Here is an 18,907-nt window from a genome sequence, read left to right as displayed (position 1 = left end):
TTGTGTAAGTAAAACGGAGCATAGCTTGCGCGCGGCGGGCGGGTTTTCCCTCCTAACGTACCGTTTTATGACGTGAGTTATGTTATTTTTTATCGATCAGTTCTGCTAATTTGTCATGCAATTCTTCACCCCTGAGATTGCGTGCTACGATGGTTCCATCCGGGCCGATTAGGAAATTGCTGGGAATGGACCTGACGCCATATAAGGCTGCCGCCTTACTATTCCAAAAAGTGATGTCGGAAACCTGAGGCCAAGTAAGGCCGTCAGCCTCGATTGCCTTAACCCAGGCTTCCCGGGTTTTATCAAGTGAGACGCCGAAAACATTGAACCCTTTGTTTTTATATTGCTGATATGCGGCAACAACATTGGGGTTTTCGCGGCGGCATGGCCCGCACCACGCTGCCCAGAAATCAAGCAGCACATAGCCATTGCCCAGATAGTCGGAAAACCGTACGGTGCTGCCGTCAGGCGCCGTTGACGTGAAGTCAGGGGCCTTATTGCCCGGCAAAACGGTCTCCAGTGTGTTGGCCAGGCCGTGCAAGATGGTTACATACTGCGAATTTTGTAGTGACGCATCGAGCAGGCTGGTGTATTCCCTAATTTGCGGCGGGCTTAATCGGTAAGCGAAGTAACGGTATAAGACATATGCTGTCGTGATGGACGCGGGATCTTCTTTGATAAAGTCGGCGATCTGGATGTTTCGCTGTCGACTGCTGTAGTCGACAAATCGGTCATGGGATTTCGAGCCCGTAACCGTTGTATTGCGGTAATACGCACCGGTATCCAGCGCCACGGATATAGGTGCATCTTCCAAGAAGATGTAAAATGGCGTTTTATCTTTCTCGAGTGTCAAACCGTATAATTCGGGTAGTTGAACCGCTGTTTGAAATGCAAAATCGCCATTTTTCAATGTAGCCGAATCGATGGTATGGAAGATTTTATTGTCAAAGCGCTGCAAATATATCTGTCCATTTTTTGCGCCTTGTACGTTTCCCTTAAGCTGAAGCGGTGCAATTCGTTGAGCTTGCGCCGAGCCGAACGATAAAAATAGTCCGACCAATAGGGTTATTTGAGCGTTCATTTTCTTAAATCAGTAATGTCGTATTCAACCATTCATTATTTCTCCACACGGTAGTCTAGCGCCGGTGCACGATCTCCCAACAATGATTCGTACTTGAAATCCGCGCCCCGGCGGGATTCGAATTCTTCTTTCACCGCTTCGACCAAGGTTGGGTTGGTGTATAGGTCGATGGCGGTAAGCGCAAATACTTTGGCGGTGTTGATGAGCGACTTCGTGCCGATGGTCGTACCGCCGGAAGCGACGTTCTGCCAACTGTGGCCGGGGCTTCCCGGAACAAAACTCGCGGTACCGAAAGATACCGTGGGCACATTCCAGCTCACGTCGCCAACATCTGACGAGCCACCGCCTTGCGAGGGCGTTTCATCCGCCAGCGGTTGCACTATTGCTGCATTTTTCAGCACCGTGTCTGCCAAGCCTAGCCCTTTGGCGATTCCCGCAGCAAAAGTCCGCTCGCGCTCGTCATAGTGTACTCCCCCCACGCGTTCCAGGTTTTTCTGTACCACCTCAGCCAGTTTTCTATTCGGCAGTTTTTCATAAAAGCCAGCAATTATTTCGCTTGTCACGGTGGTCTGTGTACCCTTTGCTGCACCTTCCGCCGCTTGGTTGATCCACGACACCAAGTTCTGGAGCTCATCGCGTTTTGGGTGACGGATATAGTAGGAAACCGTGGCGATCTCCGGCACCACGTTCGGCGCCTCCCCACCGTTACTAATGACGTAATGGATGCGTGACGATGTGGGAACATGCTCGCGAAGCATATTGACCATGAAATTGAGCGCCTCCACCCCGTCGAGCGCCGAGCGGCCCTTGTCCGGATTGCCGGCTGCATGCGCAGGCTTTCCATGGAAGGTATAGTCTACCATTTGGATGGCCGTTCCTGTGCTTACCGTCACCGCATTTCGAGATGCAGGGTGCCAATCCAGTACCATGTCGATTCCGCTGAAGAAGCCATCTCTTACAAGATAGACTTTGCCGCCACCACCTTCTTCGGCGGGTGTGCCAAACACTTTGATGGTGCCTTGATGACCAGTGTTTGCTAACCATTCCTTGATTGCCACGGCACCTGCGACCGATCCGGTACCGAAAAGATTATGGCCACAGGCGTGACCGCCGCCACCTTTTTCCAAGGGCTTCCGATGCGGAACGGTATCTTGTGATATCCCTGGTAGCGCATCGAATTCAGCCAGAATGCCAATAACCGGGCCGCCGCTTCCGTAGGAGGCGATGAATGAAGTGGGCATTCCCGCCAGTCCGGTTTCGACGGTAAATCCATTGGCCTGTAAGTGTTTTTGAAGAATGCCTGAGCTCTCCGTTTCCAGGAAACCCAGTTCGGCCTTGTCCCATATATCCTTCTGCATTTGATCGTAGGTCTGGAAGGATTTATCGAGGTAGTTGAGTGGAACATCTTTGTTTTCCTGCCCAAACAGCAAAACCGGAATAGCGGCCGCAGCTAATAATAACAATTGCTTTTTTAACATGTTAACTTTGATTTGACTTGATACCATTACTAGTTCGTTTTGCTCCTGCTGTAGGCTTCTGCTTCGGGTGTCCTGACACTTCAGCATATGGCGTTGGGGATCGATGGTCGTTTTCCACTTATCTTTGCCTTCCTGTAGGAGGCGGGATTTAGCACCTTAATGTGGCTTCAGGTTGCTAAGACGTCTTCAGGCCATTCCCTCGGTCTTTCTCGATAAGCATGAAGTGAAAGAACTAATATGCGGCAAATGTAATTATTTAATCTACTAAATGCATAGATTTTATAAATTGTATTGCGTTTTGATGTTGTGATGACAAAATGCAAACTAAACAATAAGCAAAAATCCCTGTGTGACAGCTATCTGCGTTAATACATATTATAATCTATTAATTTAGTAGTCTTTAAATAAAAAGTAATACCTTTGCTCACGGAACAAAGGTAATGCAACGATATAACTTGAAAAACGCATAAATATTACGTAATCAGCGTATAGTTTATGCCTAATCGTTTCCATATGGCACAACAGGATATTTTGGCAAAAATAAAGCGGTATAGGAGAGATAGGGGACTATCACAGGCAAATATGGCGGAAGCGTTGCACGTTGCCCTGAAAACCTATCAGAATCTCGAGGTCGGCATTACCCGCGTTGATATCGATCGCCTTGGTCAAATAGCCGATGTCTTGGGCGTCACGTTGCATGATTTGCTGGATGGCCGCGGTAACGCAAACGAAGGCTCAGCCCGACTGATGAATGAAGAGAAAGTGTTGTACGACAAAATCATTATGAATAAAGAAGCCTATATCGCGCAGTTGGAAGACAGCATTCGCTTTTACCGGCAGATCCTTAGGGAAGAGACCGGGCTTTCCGATGAAAAAGTGAGCTCCGGGCGTACGTAGTTTAGCTATTCACGCTTGAAATGCTTAACCTTGCCTGACGATATGCCCATTAGCTGATGAATACCTTCACATCCAAATTGCCGGATACCGGCCCGTCTATCTTTACCACGATGTCGCAATTGGCCGCTCGGCATCAAGCGATTAATCTTTCACAGGGATTCCCGGATTTTGACGGTCCGCCTCGGCTGATTTCGTTGGTGTCGCAGTACCTGCAGGCAGGGCACAACCAGTATGCACCCATGGCCGGGGTACAAGCGCTCCGTGAGCAGATCAGTGCGAAGGTTGAAACCACGACGGGCATATGTTACGACCCCGAAACGGACATTACGATTACAGCGGGAGCTACGCAAGCACTTTTTACAGTGATGGCGGCACTTATCCGTCCGGGCGATGAGGTTATTGTGTTCGAGCCGGCTTACGATTCGTATGCGCCCAGTATCCGGGTGTTTGGTGGCATACCTAAGCCGGTAACCTTGCTGGCTCCTGATTTTGTGGTCGACTGGACTGCGGTTGAGCAGCTCATCACGTCGAAAACGAGACTGATTGTTATCAATACGCCCAACAATCCGACGGCACGTGTGTTGGCCGATGCCGACTATCGCCAACTTGTACGTATGGTCGGCGATACCGACTGTTATGTGCTGAGTGACGAGGTATATGAGCACATGGTCTACGATGGGCGAAAGCATTTGAGTGTTACCCATTATGCAGCGCTTCGTGAACGCGCTTTCGTCGTCGCTTCTTTTGGCAAGTTATATCACACCACCGGATGGAAGGTAGGTTATTGCCTGGCACCACCACAGCTTACGACCGAATTTCGTAGGGTGCATCAGTTCAATGTTTTCAGCGTGCATACCCCCATGCAATGGGCGCTGGCCGATTTCCTGCGCGATGATGACATGCATACGGAACTCGGTGCGTTTTTTCAGCAAAAGCGTGATTTCTTGGTGGAGGCGCTCGAAACAACACGCTTCCGGCCGCTGCCTTGTGAGGGCACGTACTTTCTCCTCGCCGATTACACCGCAATCAGCGAATTACCCGAACGGGCCTTCAGCGAAGCGCTGACCAAACACCACGGTGTGGCCACGATACCGGTTTCGGCGTTTTACCACAACAATGTAAACCAACACCTCGTCCGTATCTGCTTCGCAAAGAAAGCCCAGACTTTGGCGCAGGCTATTGAAAGACTGCGTTTAGTAACGGCCTGCTAAGTAACCGCTAACCTTTTTCCTGACTTAACCTTTCCTGACTCCCGTGGTAGCTCCCCCTTCCAGGGTAAGATTTACGGGTTTGTTTTTTTTCCAGGCACCGCGGGTGAAATCCGGAATATCCAAGGACCTCGAGCGGTTGGTTACCGATTGTTCACTCAGCGGGATCACGCTGCTCCAAGCAGCGCCGTCGTACACGTCCATGTCGAGCGGCAGCCCGTTGCGCAGGCAATCGATCAATCGCCAGTCCATCATGAAATCCATGCCGCCATGTCCGCCTACCTGTTTGGCCACTTCGCCTACGTGTTTGATCAGCGCCGGCGTGTATTTATCATACAGATCTTTCAGCTCCTCTTCCTTAACCCAGTTGTGGCCGAATGCGATGCGCTCGGGCGAAGGCCACTTGGAAGCCATGCCCTTGGTGCCGCTGATAAGGTGGATTCGTGAATAAGGCCGCGGAGAGGTGACATCGTGCTGCACCATGATCGATCTTCCTTTGCCGGTGTAGATAAGGGTAGTATTCATGTTGCCACGGTAAGATTTGCCGACAAACTCCTGGAAGAAGTTGTCATCTTTGGCTTTTTCCTCAGCCGTTTTGCCCATCATGAAATCATTGGTTGACATGGACACAAGGTAGTCCATCTTGTCACCGCGGTTGATATCAAGGCATTGAGCTATGGGACCTAGACCATGTGTCGGATAGAGGTTGCCGTTGTGTGTGGCATTCATCCGCAGGCGCCACATGTCGGTATAAGCGTCTTTGTCGAAATTGAGGTCGAGCAGGTCATGGATGTATGCGCCCTCGGCATGGACGATCTCGCCGAAAAGTCCGTTGCGCACCATGTTGAGGGTAAGCATTTCGAAGAAATCGTAGCAGCAATTTTCGAGCATCATGCAGTGCTTCCTGGTTTTTTCGGATGTCTCAACGAGCTCCCAGCATTCGTCTATGGTTATGGCAAGGGGCACCTCGCATGCCACATGCTTGCCTTGCTTCATAGCAAACACAGACATCGGCGTATGAAGGTCCCAGGGTGTGCAGATATACACCAAATCCAGCTCATCATTGGCTAGCATGTCTTTCCAGCCGTTTTCTCCGGAATATTCCTTAGCTTTAGACAAACCTGCTTTTTCCAGTATACCCTGTGCTTTCGTTGCCCGTGCGGGATCTTTGTCGCAAAGCGCCTTGATCTCGACCCCTTCGATCCTTGACATACGATGTACTGCGCCGGGGCCCCTCATGCCGAGGCCGATGAATCCGATGCGGACCTTGTCGATTCTTGGCGCAGCGTAGCCGCTCATGTTGAAATGCTGTGACCTGGAGGGTACGTAAGAGCCCGTATGCTGTTCGCCGTTTTTAGGCGACATGCACGACACGGCTGAAAAGGAGGCTACGGTTCCTGAAAGCAGGGTGGCGTTTCGGAGGAAGTTTCTACGGTTGTATTTCATAATCGGAATTGAGATAGAGATTATAATTGTGAACAAGTATAGTATAGTTAACTGAGTTATCAAAACGTTGTTAAAACGCAACCGATTGTTTGAATTTTTTAAGCCGAATAGCTCCTTTTCTTAAGACCTCGGCCCGCTAGGATATAGATGACGCCAACAAGCCGTAGCAATTATAAAGAAGTCGTTGTGGGATCATTCATTATGCACACGTTTGCATGCCTGTTTTGAAAAATAATTAGAAAAGTGCGGACTTCTTTTATTATTTTTTTCAATTAACTGTTGTATTTTTGCGTCTCACCTTATACGTAATTCCTCAATGGCAAGATTAAATCTACTGGAAGAAACACGCTTCGAGAAAGTACCCGTAAGTGTCTATTCCGATTCTAACACGGCATCATTGGCTGTGGCGAAACGTATTGCCGACCTGATTCGCGGCAAACAAGAAAAAGGTGAGCAGGCCGTCCTTGGCCTTGCTACAGGTGCAACCCCTGTTAAAATATATGCAGAATTGGTACGCCTGCACCGGGACGAAGGGCTCAGCTTTAAGAATGTGGTGACCTTCAACCTGGATGAATACTATCCCATGCAGCCTGATTCGGAGCAGAGCTACGTGACCTTTATGAACAGGAACCTGTTTGATCATGTGGATATTGAAAGGGCGAACGTTCACATTCCGGATGGAACGCTGGCTATGGAACAGATTCACGACTACTGCCTCGCCTACGAGCAGAAAATCACGGCTTTGGGCGGCCTCGATCTGCAGATTTTGGGCATCGGCCGTACTGGCCACATTGGTTTCAATGAGCCGGGGTCCGCTCCTAATTCCGGTACACGCCTTGTAACGCTGGACGATTTGACTCGTCGTGATGCTTCGCGCGATTTTGGTGGCAAAGAAAATGTGCCAACCAAGGCGATTACCATGGGAATCGGCACTATTTTCAAGGCCCGGGAAATTATCCTGATGGCTTGGACGCAAAAGAAGGCAGAAATTGTGAAGAAAGCGGTGGAAGGCGAATTGTCTTCCGAAGTGCCTGCTACATATTTACAATTGTCTGATAGCGTAGAGTTTGTGATGGATTCGGATGCTGCATCCCTTTTGACCCGCTTTGATACCCCTTGGCTGGTTAAAGATTGTGAGTGGGACCGTAAAACCATCAAAAAAGCTGTGGTGTGGCTATCGCAGACGCTACGGAAGCCCGTGCTTAAACTGACTGAGGACGACTATAACAACCACGGCATGGCACAGTTGGCTACCGAAAAGGGGCCTGTATACCATATCAACATCGATATCTTCAATCAGTTGCAGCATACGATCACCGGATGGCCGGGCGGCAAGCCCAACGCGGACGACACCCAGCGTCCCGAACGCCGCGAACCTGCAAGGAAACGCTCCATCATCTTTTCGCCGCATCCTGACGATGATGTGATATCCATGGGCGGAACGTTTATTCGTCTGGCTGACCAGGGACATGATGTGCACGTGGCGTATCAAACGTCGGGCAACACCGCTGTGTGGGACGATGATGCCTTGCGTTTTATCGAGTTTGCGACAGACTTTGCCAAATCCCAAGGACTTGATACCGATAAGTTGCAGACGCTTTATAAGGACGCACGCCAGTTTATCGCAGAAAAAAAACCTAACCAAATTGACCCCCCGGAATTACTTACGGTAAAGGGGCTTATTCGCAAAGGTGAAGCCATTGCAGGAGCTAGGTTTGCAGGTCTTCCGGATGAGAACATTCATTTTCTGAACCTGCCGTTTTATGATCGGGGCAAGTATAGCAAAGAGCTGGATTACGAAGATGATATACAGCAGACCATGGCCTTGCTTCAGCGGATCAAGCCACATCAGGTGTTTGCAGCTGGTGATTTTGCTGACCCGCATGGCACGCACAAGGTATGTTTTGATATAATCCATCAGGCTTTGCTGCGCTTGAGAGATACGGAGGTGTGGACCAAAGACTGCTGGGTATGGTTGTATCGCGGTGCATGGCATGAATTTGAGATCCATGAAATTGAGATGGCCGTACCGCTTTCTCCTCAGGAAGTGTTGCGGAAACGGCATGCTATCTTTAAACATCAGTCGCAGAAGGATGTGCCGGTATTTCCGGGCGACGATGCTCGTGAATTCTGGGTGCGAGCCGAAGAACGTACCCGCGAAACCGCAAGGCTGTACGACCGCTTGGGTATGGCCGAATACGAGGCGATAGAAGCTTTTGTGCGGTGGAAGTTTGATGAGTAAACTCAAATGATGTACGGGTAGACCGTATAGGAAATCGAAATCAAAAGTGAAACTACTGCAACAGGTGTCCGGCTCTTCGGGCACCTGTTCGCTATCAGTCTCCATTGCGGATGACCTTGGTCCTCGAAACCAAGATGGTAATGAAGAGGCCCGACAGTGCAATGACAGCATAGGAATACTGTAAACTTGCCAGTTCGGCAATATAGCCGATGAGCGGTGGTCCCATCAGGAAGCCAAGGTAAGCCACGCTGGACACCATTGCCAGGGCTACCCCCGGGGGAATTTTATCGTTCCTCCCTGCCGCGCTGTACACGGACGGGACAATGCAGGCGACGCCAAGCCCTACCAGCATGAACCCGCCCGTGGCTGTCCCGATGTTGGGAAAGAGCACGGAAATGCCCATGCCTGTGAAGATGAGGCAACCGCTGATTTGCAGCAACGTTTTCCGCCCGATGCGCCGTATGGCCCAGTCTCCAACAAAGCGGCCCAAGGCCATCATGATCATGAATGAAGCATAACCCAACACAACCAGCGATTGCGGAGCCTGCACAATATCTTTGAAATATACCCCACTCCAGTCGAACATTGCACCCTCGGCTGCCATGCTGCAGAAACCGATGATACCCAGTTGAAACAGGGTACGGTCGGGCTTGATGAACAAGCTTGTCTTTTTCGGCCGCGTTACGACACCCCGCACTAAATAGCGTTGGTTGACCCAAGTATTGATGACTACCAGCACAGTAATGATCCAAAAATGCGCGTAGGGACCTATATGGAGGTTAATCATTAAGAAACCGATGAGGGCGCCTGCAAACCCAGCAATGCTCCATGCACCATGGAAAGAAGTCATAATGGAACGGCCGTACATCTTTTCTGCAGCTACACCCTGTGTATTGATGGCAATATTGCACATATTGCCCACCACACCAAAGATGAGCAGTGTAACGCCAAGCTGCCATATGCTGCCGGCCAGCCCAATGCAGGTGAGCACCAAAGCATAAAGTGGAGCCGCAGCTCGCAGCACACGTTCGCTTCCGTATTTCGTCACCAGCCTACCGGACAAGGGCATGGTGAGCAACTGGCCGACCGGCAATGCAAAGAGCAATGTGCCAAGTTGTGCGTCGGAGAGATGCAGCGCGGTCTTAATATCGGGGATGCGGCTTGCCCATGAGGCAAACGCTAGCCCCTGGCCAAAATAAAATAGGGAGACAGCTATCCGTATTCTCGTCCGCGAAACAATCGGGCTTTCTTTGCCGGCAAGTTCTTGTTCTTCGTGCTTGGGCACCGCGATGGATGTGGGTGCCACTGTTAACTCTTTCAATGTCAAATGCTACTAAACGGATGCAAAAGTACGGCAAATCTTTGACCAATCCATAAAGTTATATCGTCACGATTACGTCAACCTTCAGTCTTATTTCATTCGCGATAATATCGGTATTGTGTTACCAAATCAAGACGGATTCTTATTTAGCCAAGTTGTATTTGCCTGTTTGCAGCATGGGAGATTGCTAAACCGGTATGTAGGGCTTACGAAAAAACATCGCACTGAGTATGCCGCCGAGTGTATCGGTCAATTGTTGCATATCGGGCCTTAAAGCTATCCGAAGGCGGTGCAAGCTTTTGCTGGCAGCGCTACTTTTAAGGCCTAACCCTTAACTTTTGATCCGAAAATACGGTCTAGCAGCATTTGGATCAGCGCCACAATGATGGCGAATACCGCTGCCCACCAAAAATTGGCCACGTCAAATTTACTGCCCATAAAGTAGCTGGTAAGCTGTACCATCAATACGGTGATGATAAAGGAAATAAGCCCCAGCGTGAGCAGGTTGAGTGGGAAGGTGAAAATGCGAAGCACCGTGCCAATAGTGGCATTTACCACACTAATGATAAGCCCAGCCAAAATCGCCCAGCCGAATCCTTCTACTGTAACGGCAGAATCGGGAAGAATCATCGCGGCAAAAAAAACAGCTAATCCGGTCAATAATACATCAATGATGAATCGCATATCGTGTTTGTTTGATTTAAATATCGTCTTATAATTTAACGCCCAGCTGCAGATGAGCGATCGATAAGTTGGATTTTAAATGCAACTTATCTAAGTTTGCTAATCTAACACTATAAATAACAATACCGGTTAAAATGTTTGTCCGATAAGCAAAAAATGATTTCAGAACCTACGTATTTGGCGGCCAAACTGGTGTCCCATCGGATAGTGGCGCACTTTGAGAAACAGGCAGGGCGCCTGGCGGATAGCGGATGGAAGTATGTGCCCGATACGGCGACGATCGAAATCCTCATTGATACGGCGTTTTGGGCAAGCCTGCGTCGGGAAGAAGGCTATGAACCAAAAATATCATTGGCTTTTGCGCCGCCCGATCGGGCTGGCAATAGCCTGGTGTTTCAGGATAGACAGCGCTTCACGCCCGGCAACTTGGTCAAATTATCGCCAGCAGCCGTGCAGCCGGGCATACACCTAGGGGTATGGTTGGAGGGCGATAACTTTCACATATGGGGTACTGCCCATGAAGTGCCCTCCAATTGCGTTGTGGTTGAAGTGATTGAGGCTGGCTTATTGGTCATTAAGCAGAAACATCGCGAGGGCATCGGCAAGTTTATCAACGTCGTTGTATTGAAAGGCAATCAGATCAAAGTCATTGACGGCAACCACTGGGGGTTGGCAGACAGCCCGAGTATGCTTTCATCGCTTCTTGGATTATCTGACCCTAAATCCGCAGATCGCTCTGAAGATGTTTTGGTGCAATTGGCTTTAGCCATGCGCAGCCATAAGCGGGGAGCCCTGCTGCTGGTTGTGCCGACCAATAGTACCGCATGGTTGCATTCCACCGTGAAACCCATCAACTATTTGGTTAAACCTCATGCCATGGTACCGGTGTTCGGGGGCGAGGCCACGCCGGATAGTATAGGAACGGATCCCCTGTATAAGGTGGTCCATGCTGTAGGCGGTTATTCAGCGATTGATGGGGCCACGGTAATCACTGATGACCAACGCTTGCTGGCGTTCGGCGTCAAGGTTGCCCGGTCACCTCATGCCCTCCCCGTAACTCAGCTGATGCTGACCGAGCCGGTGGCGGAAAGCGAAATGCAACTGTTGGATGCTACCAGGATAGGTGGAACCCGGCACTTGGCCGCTGCCCAGTTCGTGAATGATCAGCACGATGCGCTATCAATGGTCGCATCGCAAGACGGAACGTTTACCGTGTTTTCGTGGTCGGAACAACAGCAAATGGTGCATGGACACCGGATCGATACACTATTGATGTAGGCTCCCCTAAGTCGTCTATGCATTTCCAATAACGGAATAAATCATAACGGAACAGATCAGGTAATAATACAGACGACACCGCGTTGAATAGAGAGAGAAAATTTAGAATTTGTGAGACTGACTATTGTTTTTGTTGCGATTGCCCTGATTGGAGCTGCCTGTACCTCATCTGAAAAACGGAAAATCAAAGCCGAGCGCAAACAGCACGAAAAAGACAGCCTAACGCTCGCCTATGATCCGGCGCAAGCGGACCAGCGTCTCGATTCGTTCATGCGACGGTTGCACACCCGCTCAGGATTCAACGGCAACGTGCTCATTGCCAAGAAAGGCAAAATATTATATCAGAACGCTTTCGGCTGGGCCGATTACCTTATGAAAGATAGCCTGAAGATCACCTCACAATTTGAATTGGCTTCCGTTTCCAAGCCGCTTACCGCGACCGGAGTGCTTAGGCTCATGGAAGATGGTAAGATAAAACTTGAACAGACCGTAGACGAGTTCTTTCCTGATTTCCCTTATCCGGGCGTCACCATTAAGCAATTGCTGACCCACCGTTCTGGACTAACCAACTACCTGTACTTTACTGATAAAACAGAAATATGGCCCGATAAGCGCAAAGGAATGACGAACAGGGATGTGATGAATTTGCTTGCTGCCCATAAGCCGGATAAATACGCCAACCCGGATGTGCGGTTTTTCTATAATAACACCAATTATATGGTATTGGCAGCGATCGTTGAGAAGGTAAGTGGTCAGGATTTCTCCGTATATATGCAGGAGAAGGTGTTTGGTCCGGCAGGAATGAAGAACACAGCCGTTTACTCCAGTGCGGTGTACGAGAAAATTCCAAACGGCGTGATCGGCCATGACCGGGTATGGCGGCGGTCGGTGGTGCAGAACTTTCAGGACGGTCCGGTGGGTGACAAAGGCATCTATAGCACCGTGCAAGATTTGTATCTGTTTGACCGTGCCCTACGGGATGGCCGGATGCTAAAAGCTGAAACGCTTGATTCGGCTTATGCAGGATATAGTACACCCAATAAGGAACTTTTTAACTACGGCTATGGATGGCGGACATTTGACCCTGGAGATCACAAAGTCGTATATCATACCGGATGGTGGCATGGATTTCGAAGCCTTTATATTCGTGATCTGAAAGAGGATATAACCATTGTGCTTCTTACCAACCTGGTCAACGCAAGTTTACTTCATTTGGATGAGCTTTATCATATCGTCGAGATGCCGGTAATTCGGCAAGCCGCCTATTCCGCCACAGGCGAATTCATGGGTAAATAGACGCCTTGCTTGTAATGGCTTGATTCTTGTTAATAATGAATGAACGAACGCCATAAAGCGTATTCTGCTAAAGATGGAAAAGAAGAAAACACTTATCCTTGGCGCTACCGACAATCCCGGCCGCTATGCTTCGCTAGCAGCACATCGACTGGTAGCGGCAGGCCACTCCATCGTCAATATCGGCGTCAAGCGGGGTGAAGTGGCAGGCGTACCGATACAGTCTGCCGGAGCTGCGTTGCCTGATATTCATACTGTCACACTATACATCGGCCCCAAACGGCAGCCGGAATATTACGATTACATCATTCAGACCAACCCCAAGCGTATCGTCTTCAACCCAGGTACCGAAAATTTAGAACTGGAAGCACTGGCCAATGAACACGGAATTGAAACATTACGCGCCTGTACACTGGTGCTGCTGAGCACAGATCAGTATTAAATGCAGACTTTTTCGCCGATGTGCCATGCTGAAGTATTGCATATGCATGGGATATGCACGTGTAAAGCACTATGTAAGCACATGTAAAGCACTGTAGAATTTCCGGGTGAGTGGTGCTTGGTGGTTGTTTTTGGGAGGCCTCCCGTGTGCTTAAGGTGTGTGTCGGGCGAATATGTAACGGCAGACTGTGGGTGCTCAGGATTTGCATTTTCGAAGAAATTAACGTTGTTTTGGAACTTGCGGTAAAATGTGCGATGACACCCAAAAAACCAAGGTCTGAAAAGAGTATAGTAGACATTGCCAAGGCATTGGGCATATCGCCCGCTACTGTTTCTCGGGCACTAAACAACAGTTCGCGCATCAGCGAGGCAACCCGGCGGCGGGTGAAAGAGATGGCCAAGGAAATGGGATACCGCCATAACAGTATGGCTTCCTCGCTCCGCAACCGGCGCTCGAACATTATCGGACTGATTGTGCCACGCATTTCCATGTATTTCCATGTGTTTTTCATCACTGCACTTCAACGGCGGTTACAAATCGCCGGATACAATCTCATGATCTGTCAGTCTAACGACTCAGTTAGCGTAGAAAGGGAGCTGGCCAATTCGCTGTATTCCGCACGTGTCGATGCGTTGGTAGTATCACTTACCCTTTATACAGAAGACGTCTCGCATTTTGACGGATTTCTGGCACAGGGCATACCATTGGTATTTTATGATAGGGTGCCCACCATGCCAACGCCTGCTTTTATTGTCAAAGGCGACGACTACCGGGGGGGAATGTTAGCCGGAAATCATTTGTTGGTGGCTGGCTGTCGGCGGATAGCCTACGTTAGCGGTCCGCTCTCATGTAGCATCTACCAAGAGCGCACCCGTGGTTTTGTGGATGCGTTGGCGACACGGAGTGTGTCGCTGCCTGAGCATTGGGTATGTCACCATGAATTGACCGCAGAAAATGCCAGGCGCAGTTTACGGCTGTTATTCGGGGGCAATGAAAAACCGGATGGACTGTTTGCGGCGAACGATACCACGGCAATCGCAGCGGTGGAGTTTGCTCGGGAACATGGGATCCGCGTTCCTGAAGAACTCAAGATCATCGGTTATTCCAATGATCCACGAACATCCATCATCACGCCATCCATCACATCCATTGAACAATTCCCAAGCGAAATGGCCGACAAGGTAGCTGATACGCTGATCAGTGCCTTGAAGCACAGTCCGGATGCCCCCGGAACCATTGCCGGCAGACCGGTAATCTGTCCGGTAGATTTAGTGAGGCGGACGACAACTTGACGTTTTTTTTTGCCGGCCATTAACTACGGTTGGAATGGGAATAACCGGTGACGACCATGCCAAATACGTTTAGAAAGCGCACCGTTAAACACCCCCTATGGTGGGCGGTATGACCGCCGAATGGAAAATAAAAAAATAATTCACTAACTATTTGATACTTAAAGTAAGTTTCCTATCTTTGCCGTCCCTTTTGAGGGGATGGTATGTCTTGAGCGAAGCCCTACTGCTTCGATGGACGTTAACAGATTAATATAACATGTCAGGAATTATTGGAAAAAAAGTAGGAATGACCAGCATTTTTGACGCCGACGGGAAAAATATCCCTTGTACGGTGATCGAAGCTGGCCCGTGCGTGGTAACGCAGATACGCACGGATGAAAAGGATGGCTATTCTGCTATTCAACTTGCTTTCGATGAAGCAAAAGAGAAGAGTACGTCTGCCGCCTTGAAGGGGCACTTTGCAAAAGCAACGACAACGCCCAAGCGTAAGTTAGTAGAATTCAAAACCTTCCCCGATGAGAAAGCCCTCGGTGACTTGGTAACTGTTTCTATTTTTGAAGAAGGCGAATACGTTGATGTAGTCGGTACTTCGAAAGGAAAAGGTTTCCAAGGTGTAATGAAACGTCACGGTTTCGGTGGTGTCGGCGGGGCTACCCACGGGCAGCACAACCGGTTGCGCGCTCCAGGTTCATTGGGTGCATCATCATGGCCGTCCCGCGTGTTTAAAGGTATGCGCATGGCAGGCCGCACAGGGGGTGACCGCGTGAAGGTACAAAACCTGCAAGTGCTGAAGGTATATGAAGACAAAAACCTGCTTGTGGTTAGTGGTTCTATCCCCGGAGCTAAGGGTTCTTACGTAATCGTAGATAAATAAGGAGATGGAAGTTAACGTTTTAGATATATCAGGTAAAGAAACAGGTGCCAAGGTGCAACTTCCTGAGTCGGTATTCGGGGTAGAACCCAATGACCACGCAATTTACTTGGATGTGAAGCAATACCTCGCTAACCAACGGCAGGGAACACACAAATCCAAGCAACGTAATGAGATCGCTGGCTCTACCCGCAAATTGCATAAGCAAAAAGGAACAGGCGGCGCGCGCGCAGGCAGCATCAAGTCGCCGCTGTTCAACGGTGGAGGCCGTATTTTCGGTCCGCAACCACGGGATTACAGCTTCAAACTGAATAAGAAACTGAAGGCTTTAGCCCGTAAGTCTGCATTGAGCTACAAAGCCAGGGAAAATAACATTGTGGTGCTGGATGATGTGAACTTCGATTCCGTCAAAACAAAGCATTACGTAGGCTTGGTAAACAGCTTAAATGTGGCTAACGAAAAGACGCTATTGGTTTTACCCGCCCAAGACAACAACGTATATTTATCAAGCAGGAATCTGAAGAAAGCAAAGGTGATCATCGCTACCGATTTGAATACCTATGACGTATTGAACGCTGGCAAACTTTTGTTGACCACAGCTTCTGTTAAAACATTGGAGGAGGCATTTGCCAAGTAATATGGAAATAATCAAGAAGCCCGTATTGACTGAAAAAGCGTCTTTGCTTACTGAAAAGCTAAATCGCTACGCTTTCAAGGTAGACCCAAAGGCCAATAAGATTCAGATTAAGCAAGCTATAGAACAGATGTTCGGCGTGACAGTTATCGCTGTGAATACTATGGTGGTGGCTGGAAAGGCAAAAAGCCGCTATACTAAAGCTGGATTTGTGTCTGGAAGGGCGCCGAAATATAAAAAGGCCATCATCACAATCAAAGATGGCGAAACGATTGACTTTTACAGTACTATATAATTAGAGATGGCAGTTAAAAGATTCAAACCGGTTACCCCTGGCACTCGATTCAGAATAGGAGGAGATTATTCGGATATCACAACCAACGTACCTGAGAAATCGTTGGTCGTGAAGATCAAGAAGTCGGGCGGTAGGAACAATTCCGGTAAAATGACTATGCGTTACATCGGTGGGGGGCACAAGAAGGCATACCGATTGATTGATTTCAAACGCGATAAAAAAGATATCCCGGCAAAGGTTGCCACCATAGAGTACGATCCAAACCGCACAGCTCGTATAGCGCTGTTGCATTATGTAGATGGTGAGAAGCGCTATATCATCGCGCCGGCAGGGCTACAGGTAGGGCAGACGATCGTATCGGGGGATAACGTTGCTCCTGAAATCGGCAATACCTTGCCCTTGCAGCGTATTCCGTTGGGTTCCATCATCCACAATATCGAATTGAACCCCGGCCAAGGCGGCTCCATTGCGCGCAGCGCCGGCACTTATGCCCAGCTGTCTGCTCGGGATGGTAAGTATGCCATCATCAAGTTGCCATCTGGTGAAAGCCGCATGATCTTGGCCAGCTGTTTGGCGACTATCGGCTCCGTATCCAATGCGGAGAAGGCAAATGAGGTATTGGGTAAAGCCGGCCGGAAACGTTGGCTTGGCCGTCGCCCGCGGGTACGTGGCGTAGCCATGAACCCGGTAGATCACCCAATGGGTGGTGGTGAAGGCCGTGCATCCGGTGGGCATCCACGCTCGCGCAAAGGACTGTTGGCTAAAGGCTACAAAACGCGTAGCAAGAAAAAAGTATCGAATCGTTACATCATTGAGAGAAGGAAGAAATAATGGCTCGCTCAATTAAAAAAGGTCCTTATATCGACCACAACTTAGAAAGAAAAGTTCTTTCTATGAACGAAACCAGCAAGAAGTCAGTAATCAAAACCTGGTCTCGCCGGTCTATGATTTCCCCTGATTTTGTCGGCCATACTTTCGCTGTGCACAACGGAAATAAGTTTATACCTGTGTATGTAACGGAAAACATGGTGGGTCATAAGCTCGGTGAATTTGCGCCAACGCGCACTTTCCGAGGTCACGCAGAAAAGAAAAAGTAATAGGCAATGGAAGCAACACGAAAACTAAAGAAGTCTGTTATCATAAAACAGCGAAAAGAGCAGGAAAAAGCTCAGGTAGGAGGAGCTTCTACTGCCAAATTAATTAACTGCCCGACCTCGCCGCGTAAGATGCGGCTGGTGGTTGACCTGATCCGTGGCGAAAAGGTGGAGCATGCGCTGTACATCCTTAAGCATACCAATAAGGAAGTGGCTATCCGTGTAGAGAAACTGCTGCTTTCAGCAATTAAGAACTGGGAAACAAAGAATGAAGATAAGTCTGTGGAAGAAAGCGAGTTGTTTGTCAAGGAAGCTTTCGTAGGTGGGGGGCGCCAGCTGAAACGGCTGCGTCCGGCACCGCAAGGCCGCGGGTACCGTATTCGTAAGCGCTCGAACCACGTTACCTTGGTAGTTGACAGCAAAAACGTAGCACAAAACTAATTTATCAAGTAATGGGACAAAAAGCAAATCCAATAGGTAACAGATTAGGGATCATCAAGGGTTGGGATTCCAATTGGTTCGGAGGCAAGAACTATTCTGATAAATTAGTTGAAGACGAAAAAATCAGGAAATACCTTTCGGCCCGTATTACAAAAGGCGGCGTGGCCAAAGTAGTTATCGAGCGTACGTTGAAGCGTATCACCGTTACCATCCATACGGCGCGTCCGGGGATTGTGATCGGCAAAGGCGGGCAGGAAGTGGATAAGATTAAGGAAGAGTTGAAGAAGCTGACTAGAAAGGATGTGCAGATCAATATTTTTGAGATTAAACGTCCTGAGCTGGAGGCTTACTTGGTAGCAGAGGGTATTGCAAAACAGTTAGAGGCTCGTATTTCATTTCGCCGTGCGATGAAGACAGCGATTGCTTCTACCATGCGTATGGGCGCCGAAGGGATCAAGGTGATGTGTTCCGGTCGTTTGGGCGGCGCTGAAATGGCTCGTACCGAACAATATAAAGAAGGACGGATACCGTTGCATACTTTCCGTGCTGATATCGACTATGCATTGGTTGAGGCGCTGACCACCTACGGCAAGATCGGTGTGAAAGTATGGATATGCAAAGGCGAGGTCTACGGTAAACGAGATCTGTCGCCCAACGTGGGTCAAACGTCCGGCTTGAAGTCGCGTACTGAGGGTGCTGCTGGCGACTTCCGTGGCGATAGCCGTCGGGGGGGTGACCGCAGAGGTGGAGACCGCCGTGGCGGTGGTGGAGATCAACGCAGGGGTGGCGATCAGCGCCGTGGCGGCGGAGACCGCCGTGGAGGTGGAGACCGCCGTGGCGGTGGTGGCAACCGTGGAGGTAGTAGGTAGTCAGAGAGATATAACCGTAAAAAATAGAAAAATAATCCCCT

At 49.4% G+C, this 18,907-nt stretch carries 19 protein-coding genes and 1 riboswitch; of the genes, 14 read left to right on the top strand and 5 right to left on the bottom strand.

What is annotated here, in order from left to right; translation table 11 throughout:
• Positions 1-82: 82 nt before the first annotated feature.
• Both ACFOET_RS20820 and ACFOET_RS20815 read right to left on the bottom strand, forming a co-directional pair.
• Positions 83-1,081 carry a redoxin domain-containing protein gene (locus tag ACFOET_RS20820; protein ID WP_379026343.1) on the bottom strand — a complete coding sequence of 333 codons (999 nt, stop codon included), beginning with the start codon at positions 1,079-1,081 and terminating at the stop codon, positions 83-85.
• 35 nt (positions 1,082-1,116) lie between these two features.
• Positions 1,117-2,559 carry an amidohydrolase gene (locus ACFOET_RS20815; RefSeq protein ID WP_379026341.1) on the bottom strand — a complete coding sequence of 481 codons (1,443 nt, stop codon included), beginning with the start codon at positions 2,557-2,559 and terminating at the stop codon, positions 1,117-1,119.
• A gap of 115 nt (positions 2,560-2,674) precedes the next feature.
• Positions 2,675-2,778, bottom strand: a riboswitch (SAM riboswitch).
• Between the two features lie 294 nt (positions 2,779-3,072).
• Here ACFOET_RS20815 and ACFOET_RS20810 point away from each other — a divergent pair.
• Together ACFOET_RS20810 and ACFOET_RS20805 are read left to right on the top strand one after the other, a co-directional pair.
• Positions 3,073-3,456 carry a helix-turn-helix domain-containing protein gene (locus ACFOET_RS20810; protein WP_379026339.1) on the top strand — a complete coding sequence of 128 codons (384 nt, stop codon included), beginning with the start codon at positions 3,073-3,075 and terminating at the stop codon, positions 3,454-3,456.
• 56 nt (positions 3,457-3,512) lie between these two features.
• On the top strand, positions 3,513-4,667 hold the full coding sequence (locus ACFOET_RS20805) for a methionine aminotransferase (protein WP_379026337.1): 1,155 nt from the start codon (positions 3,513-3,515) through the stop codon (positions 4,665-4,667).
• Positions 4,668-4,691: 24 nt separating this feature from the next.
• Here the strand turns inward: ACFOET_RS20805 and ACFOET_RS20800 are convergent, their stop codons facing one another.
• Complete coding sequence (locus ACFOET_RS20800; RefSeq protein ID WP_379026335.1) at positions 4,692-6,110, bottom strand: Gfo/Idh/MocA family protein; 1,419 nt, start codon at positions 6,108-6,110, stop codon at positions 4,692-4,694.
• Positions 6,111-6,426: 316 nt separating this feature from the next.
• On the opposite strand from ACFOET_RS20800, the gene nagB reads away from it, so the two are divergent.
• Complete coding sequence (gene nagB, locus ACFOET_RS20795) at positions 6,427-8,352, top strand: glucosamine-6-phosphate deaminase (RefSeq protein WP_379026333.1); 1,926 nt, start codon at positions 6,427-6,429, stop codon at positions 8,350-8,352.
• Positions 8,353-8,446: 94 nt separating this feature from the next.
• Here nagB and ACFOET_RS20790 read toward each other — a convergent pair whose 3' ends face one another.
• Together ACFOET_RS20790 and ACFOET_RS20785 are read right to left on the bottom strand one after the other, a co-directional pair.
• Positions 8,447-9,673: an MFS transporter gene (locus ACFOET_RS20790; RefSeq protein WP_379026331.1), complete on the bottom strand. Its 1,227-nt coding sequence runs from the start codon at positions 9,671-9,673 to the stop codon at positions 8,447-8,449.
• A gap of 324 nt (positions 9,674-9,997) precedes the next feature.
• Positions 9,998-10,357, bottom strand: coding sequence for a phage holin family protein (locus ACFOET_RS20785; RefSeq protein WP_379026329.1), 360 nt, complete (start codon positions 10,355-10,357; stop codon positions 9,998-10,000).
• Positions 10,358-10,513: 156 nt separating this feature from the next.
• On the opposite strand from ACFOET_RS20785, the gene ACFOET_RS20780 reads away from it, so the two are divergent.
• The 11 genes from ACFOET_RS20780 (at position 10,514) to rpsC (ending at position 18,866) form a co-directional block, all read left to right on the top strand.
• Positions 10,514-11,635, top strand: coding sequence for a putative sensor domain DACNV-containing protein (locus ACFOET_RS20780; RefSeq protein WP_379026327.1), 1,122 nt, complete (start codon positions 10,514-10,516; stop codon positions 11,633-11,635).
• A 111-nt stretch (positions 11,636-11,746) separates the two neighbouring features.
• Positions 11,747-12,931 (top strand): serine hydrolase domain-containing protein, encoded by a 1,185-nt coding sequence (locus tag ACFOET_RS20775; protein WP_379026325.1) that lies wholly within the window; start codon positions 11,747-11,749, stop codon positions 12,929-12,931.
• Between the two features lie 73 nt (positions 12,932-13,004).
• Positions 13,005-13,370: a CoA-binding protein gene (locus ACFOET_RS20770; RefSeq protein ID WP_379026323.1), complete on the top strand. Its 366-nt coding sequence runs from the start codon at positions 13,005-13,007 to the stop codon at positions 13,368-13,370.
• A gap of 254 nt (positions 13,371-13,624) precedes the next feature.
• Positions 13,625-14,662, top strand: a complete 1,038-nt coding sequence (locus ACFOET_RS20765; protein ID WP_379026321.1) for a LacI family DNA-binding transcriptional regulator — start codon at positions 13,625-13,627, stop codon at positions 14,660-14,662.
• Positions 14,663-14,918: 256 nt separating this feature from the next.
• Positions 14,919-15,536 carry a 50S ribosomal protein L3 gene (gene rplC / locus ACFOET_RS20760; protein WP_379026319.1) on the top strand — a complete coding sequence of 206 codons (618 nt, stop codon included), beginning with the start codon at positions 14,919-14,921 and terminating at the stop codon, positions 15,534-15,536.
• Between the two features lie 4 nt (positions 15,537-15,540).
• Positions 15,541-16,170, top strand: a complete 630-nt coding sequence (gene rplD / locus ACFOET_RS20755; RefSeq protein ID WP_379026317.1) for a 50S ribosomal protein L4 — start codon at positions 15,541-15,543, stop codon at positions 16,168-16,170.
• 1 nt (position 16,171) lies between these two features.
• Positions 16,172-16,462 (top strand): 50S ribosomal protein L23, encoded by a 291-nt coding sequence (rplW, locus tag ACFOET_RS20750; protein WP_379026315.1) that lies wholly within the window; start codon positions 16,172-16,174, stop codon positions 16,460-16,462.
• Positions 16,463-16,468: 6 nt separating this feature from the next.
• The gene (rplB, locus tag ACFOET_RS20745) at positions 16,469-17,293 is read left to right on the top strand and encodes a 50S ribosomal protein L2 (protein ID WP_379026313.1); all 825 of its coding nucleotides are present in this window, start codon (positions 16,469-16,471) and stop codon (positions 17,291-17,293) included.
• Complete coding sequence (gene rpsS / locus ACFOET_RS20740) at positions 17,293-17,559, top strand: 30S ribosomal protein S19 (protein WP_379026311.1); 267 nt, start codon at positions 17,293-17,295, stop codon at positions 17,557-17,559. The genes rplB and rpsS overlap by 1 nt, the downstream gene beginning before the upstream one ends.
• A gap of 6 nt (positions 17,560-17,565) precedes the next feature.
• Positions 17,566-17,997 (top strand): 50S ribosomal protein L22, encoded by a 432-nt coding sequence (gene rplV / locus ACFOET_RS20735; protein ID WP_379026309.1) that lies wholly within the window; start codon positions 17,566-17,568, stop codon positions 17,995-17,997.
• Between the two features lie 11 nt (positions 17,998-18,008).
• A complete protein-coding gene (rpsC, locus tag ACFOET_RS20730) occupies positions 18,009-18,866 on the top strand; it encodes a 30S ribosomal protein S3 (RefSeq protein ID WP_379026307.1) in 858 nt (285 codons plus the stop codon).
• Positions 18,867-18,907: the final 41 nt, after the last annotated feature.

The organism is Parapedobacter deserti, from assembly GCF_042646065.1.
Lineage (GTDB): Bacteria > Bacteroidota > Bacteroidia > Sphingobacteriales > Sphingobacteriaceae > Parapedobacter > Parapedobacter deserti.
Note: the sequence above shows the minus strand (reverse complement) of the source record. Positions and strands in the feature narration are given on the sequence as shown.

Excerpts from the sequence above, each read along its gene's own strand:
- ACFOET_RS20820 (WP_379026343.1), bottom strand. The coding sequence starts at position 1,081 with ATGAACGCTCAAATAACCCTATTGGTCGGACTATTTTTATCGTTCGGC.
- ACFOET_RS20815 (WP_379026341.1), bottom strand. The coding sequence starts at position 2,559 with ATGTTAAAAAAGCAATTGTTATTATTAGCTGCGGCCGCTATTCCGGTT.
- ACFOET_RS20810 (WP_379026339.1), top strand. The coding sequence starts at position 3,073 with ATGGCACAACAGGATATTTTGGCAAAAATAAAGCGGTATAGGAGAGAT.
- ACFOET_RS20805 (WP_379026337.1), top strand. The coding sequence starts at position 3,513 with ATGAATACCTTCACATCCAAATTGCCGGATACCGGCCCGTCTATCTTT.
- ACFOET_RS20800 (WP_379026335.1), bottom strand. The coding sequence starts at position 6,110 with ATGAAATACAACCGTAGAAACTTCCTCCGAAACGCCACCCTGCTTTCA.
- nagB (WP_379026333.1), top strand. The coding sequence starts at position 6,427 with ATGGCAAGATTAAATCTACTGGAAGAAACACGCTTCGAGAAAGTACCC.
- ACFOET_RS20785 (WP_379026329.1), bottom strand. The coding sequence starts at position 10,357 with ATGCGATTCATCATTGATGTATTATTGACCGGATTAGCTGTTTTTTTT.
- ACFOET_RS20780 (WP_379026327.1), top strand. The coding sequence starts at position 10,514 with ATGATTTCAGAACCTACGTATTTGGCGGCCAAACTGGTGTCCCATCGG.
- ACFOET_RS20770 (WP_379026323.1), top strand. The coding sequence starts at position 13,005 with ATGGAAAAGAAGAAAACACTTATCCTTGGCGCTACCGACAATCCCGGC.
- ACFOET_RS20765 (WP_379026321.1), top strand. The coding sequence starts at position 13,625 with ATGACACCCAAAAAACCAAGGTCTGAAAAGAGTATAGTAGACATTGCC.
- rplC (WP_379026319.1), top strand. The coding sequence starts at position 14,919 with ATGTCAGGAATTATTGGAAAAAAAGTAGGAATGACCAGCATTTTTGAC.
- rplD (WP_379026317.1), top strand. The coding sequence starts at position 15,541 with ATGGAAGTTAACGTTTTAGATATATCAGGTAAAGAAACAGGTGCCAAG.
- rplW (WP_379026315.1), top strand. The coding sequence starts at position 16,172 with ATGGAAATAATCAAGAAGCCCGTATTGACTGAAAAAGCGTCTTTGCTT.
- rplB (WP_379026313.1), top strand. The coding sequence starts at position 16,469 with ATGGCAGTTAAAAGATTCAAACCGGTTACCCCTGGCACTCGATTCAGA.
- rpsS (WP_379026311.1), top strand. The coding sequence starts at position 17,293 with ATGGCTCGCTCAATTAAAAAAGGTCCTTATATCGACCACAACTTAGAA.
- rplV (WP_379026309.1), top strand. The coding sequence starts at position 17,566 with ATGGAAGCAACACGAAAACTAAAGAAGTCTGTTATCATAAAACAGCGA.
- rpsC (WP_379026307.1), top strand. The coding sequence starts at position 18,009 with ATGGGACAAAAAGCAAATCCAATAGGTAACAGATTAGGGATCATCAAG.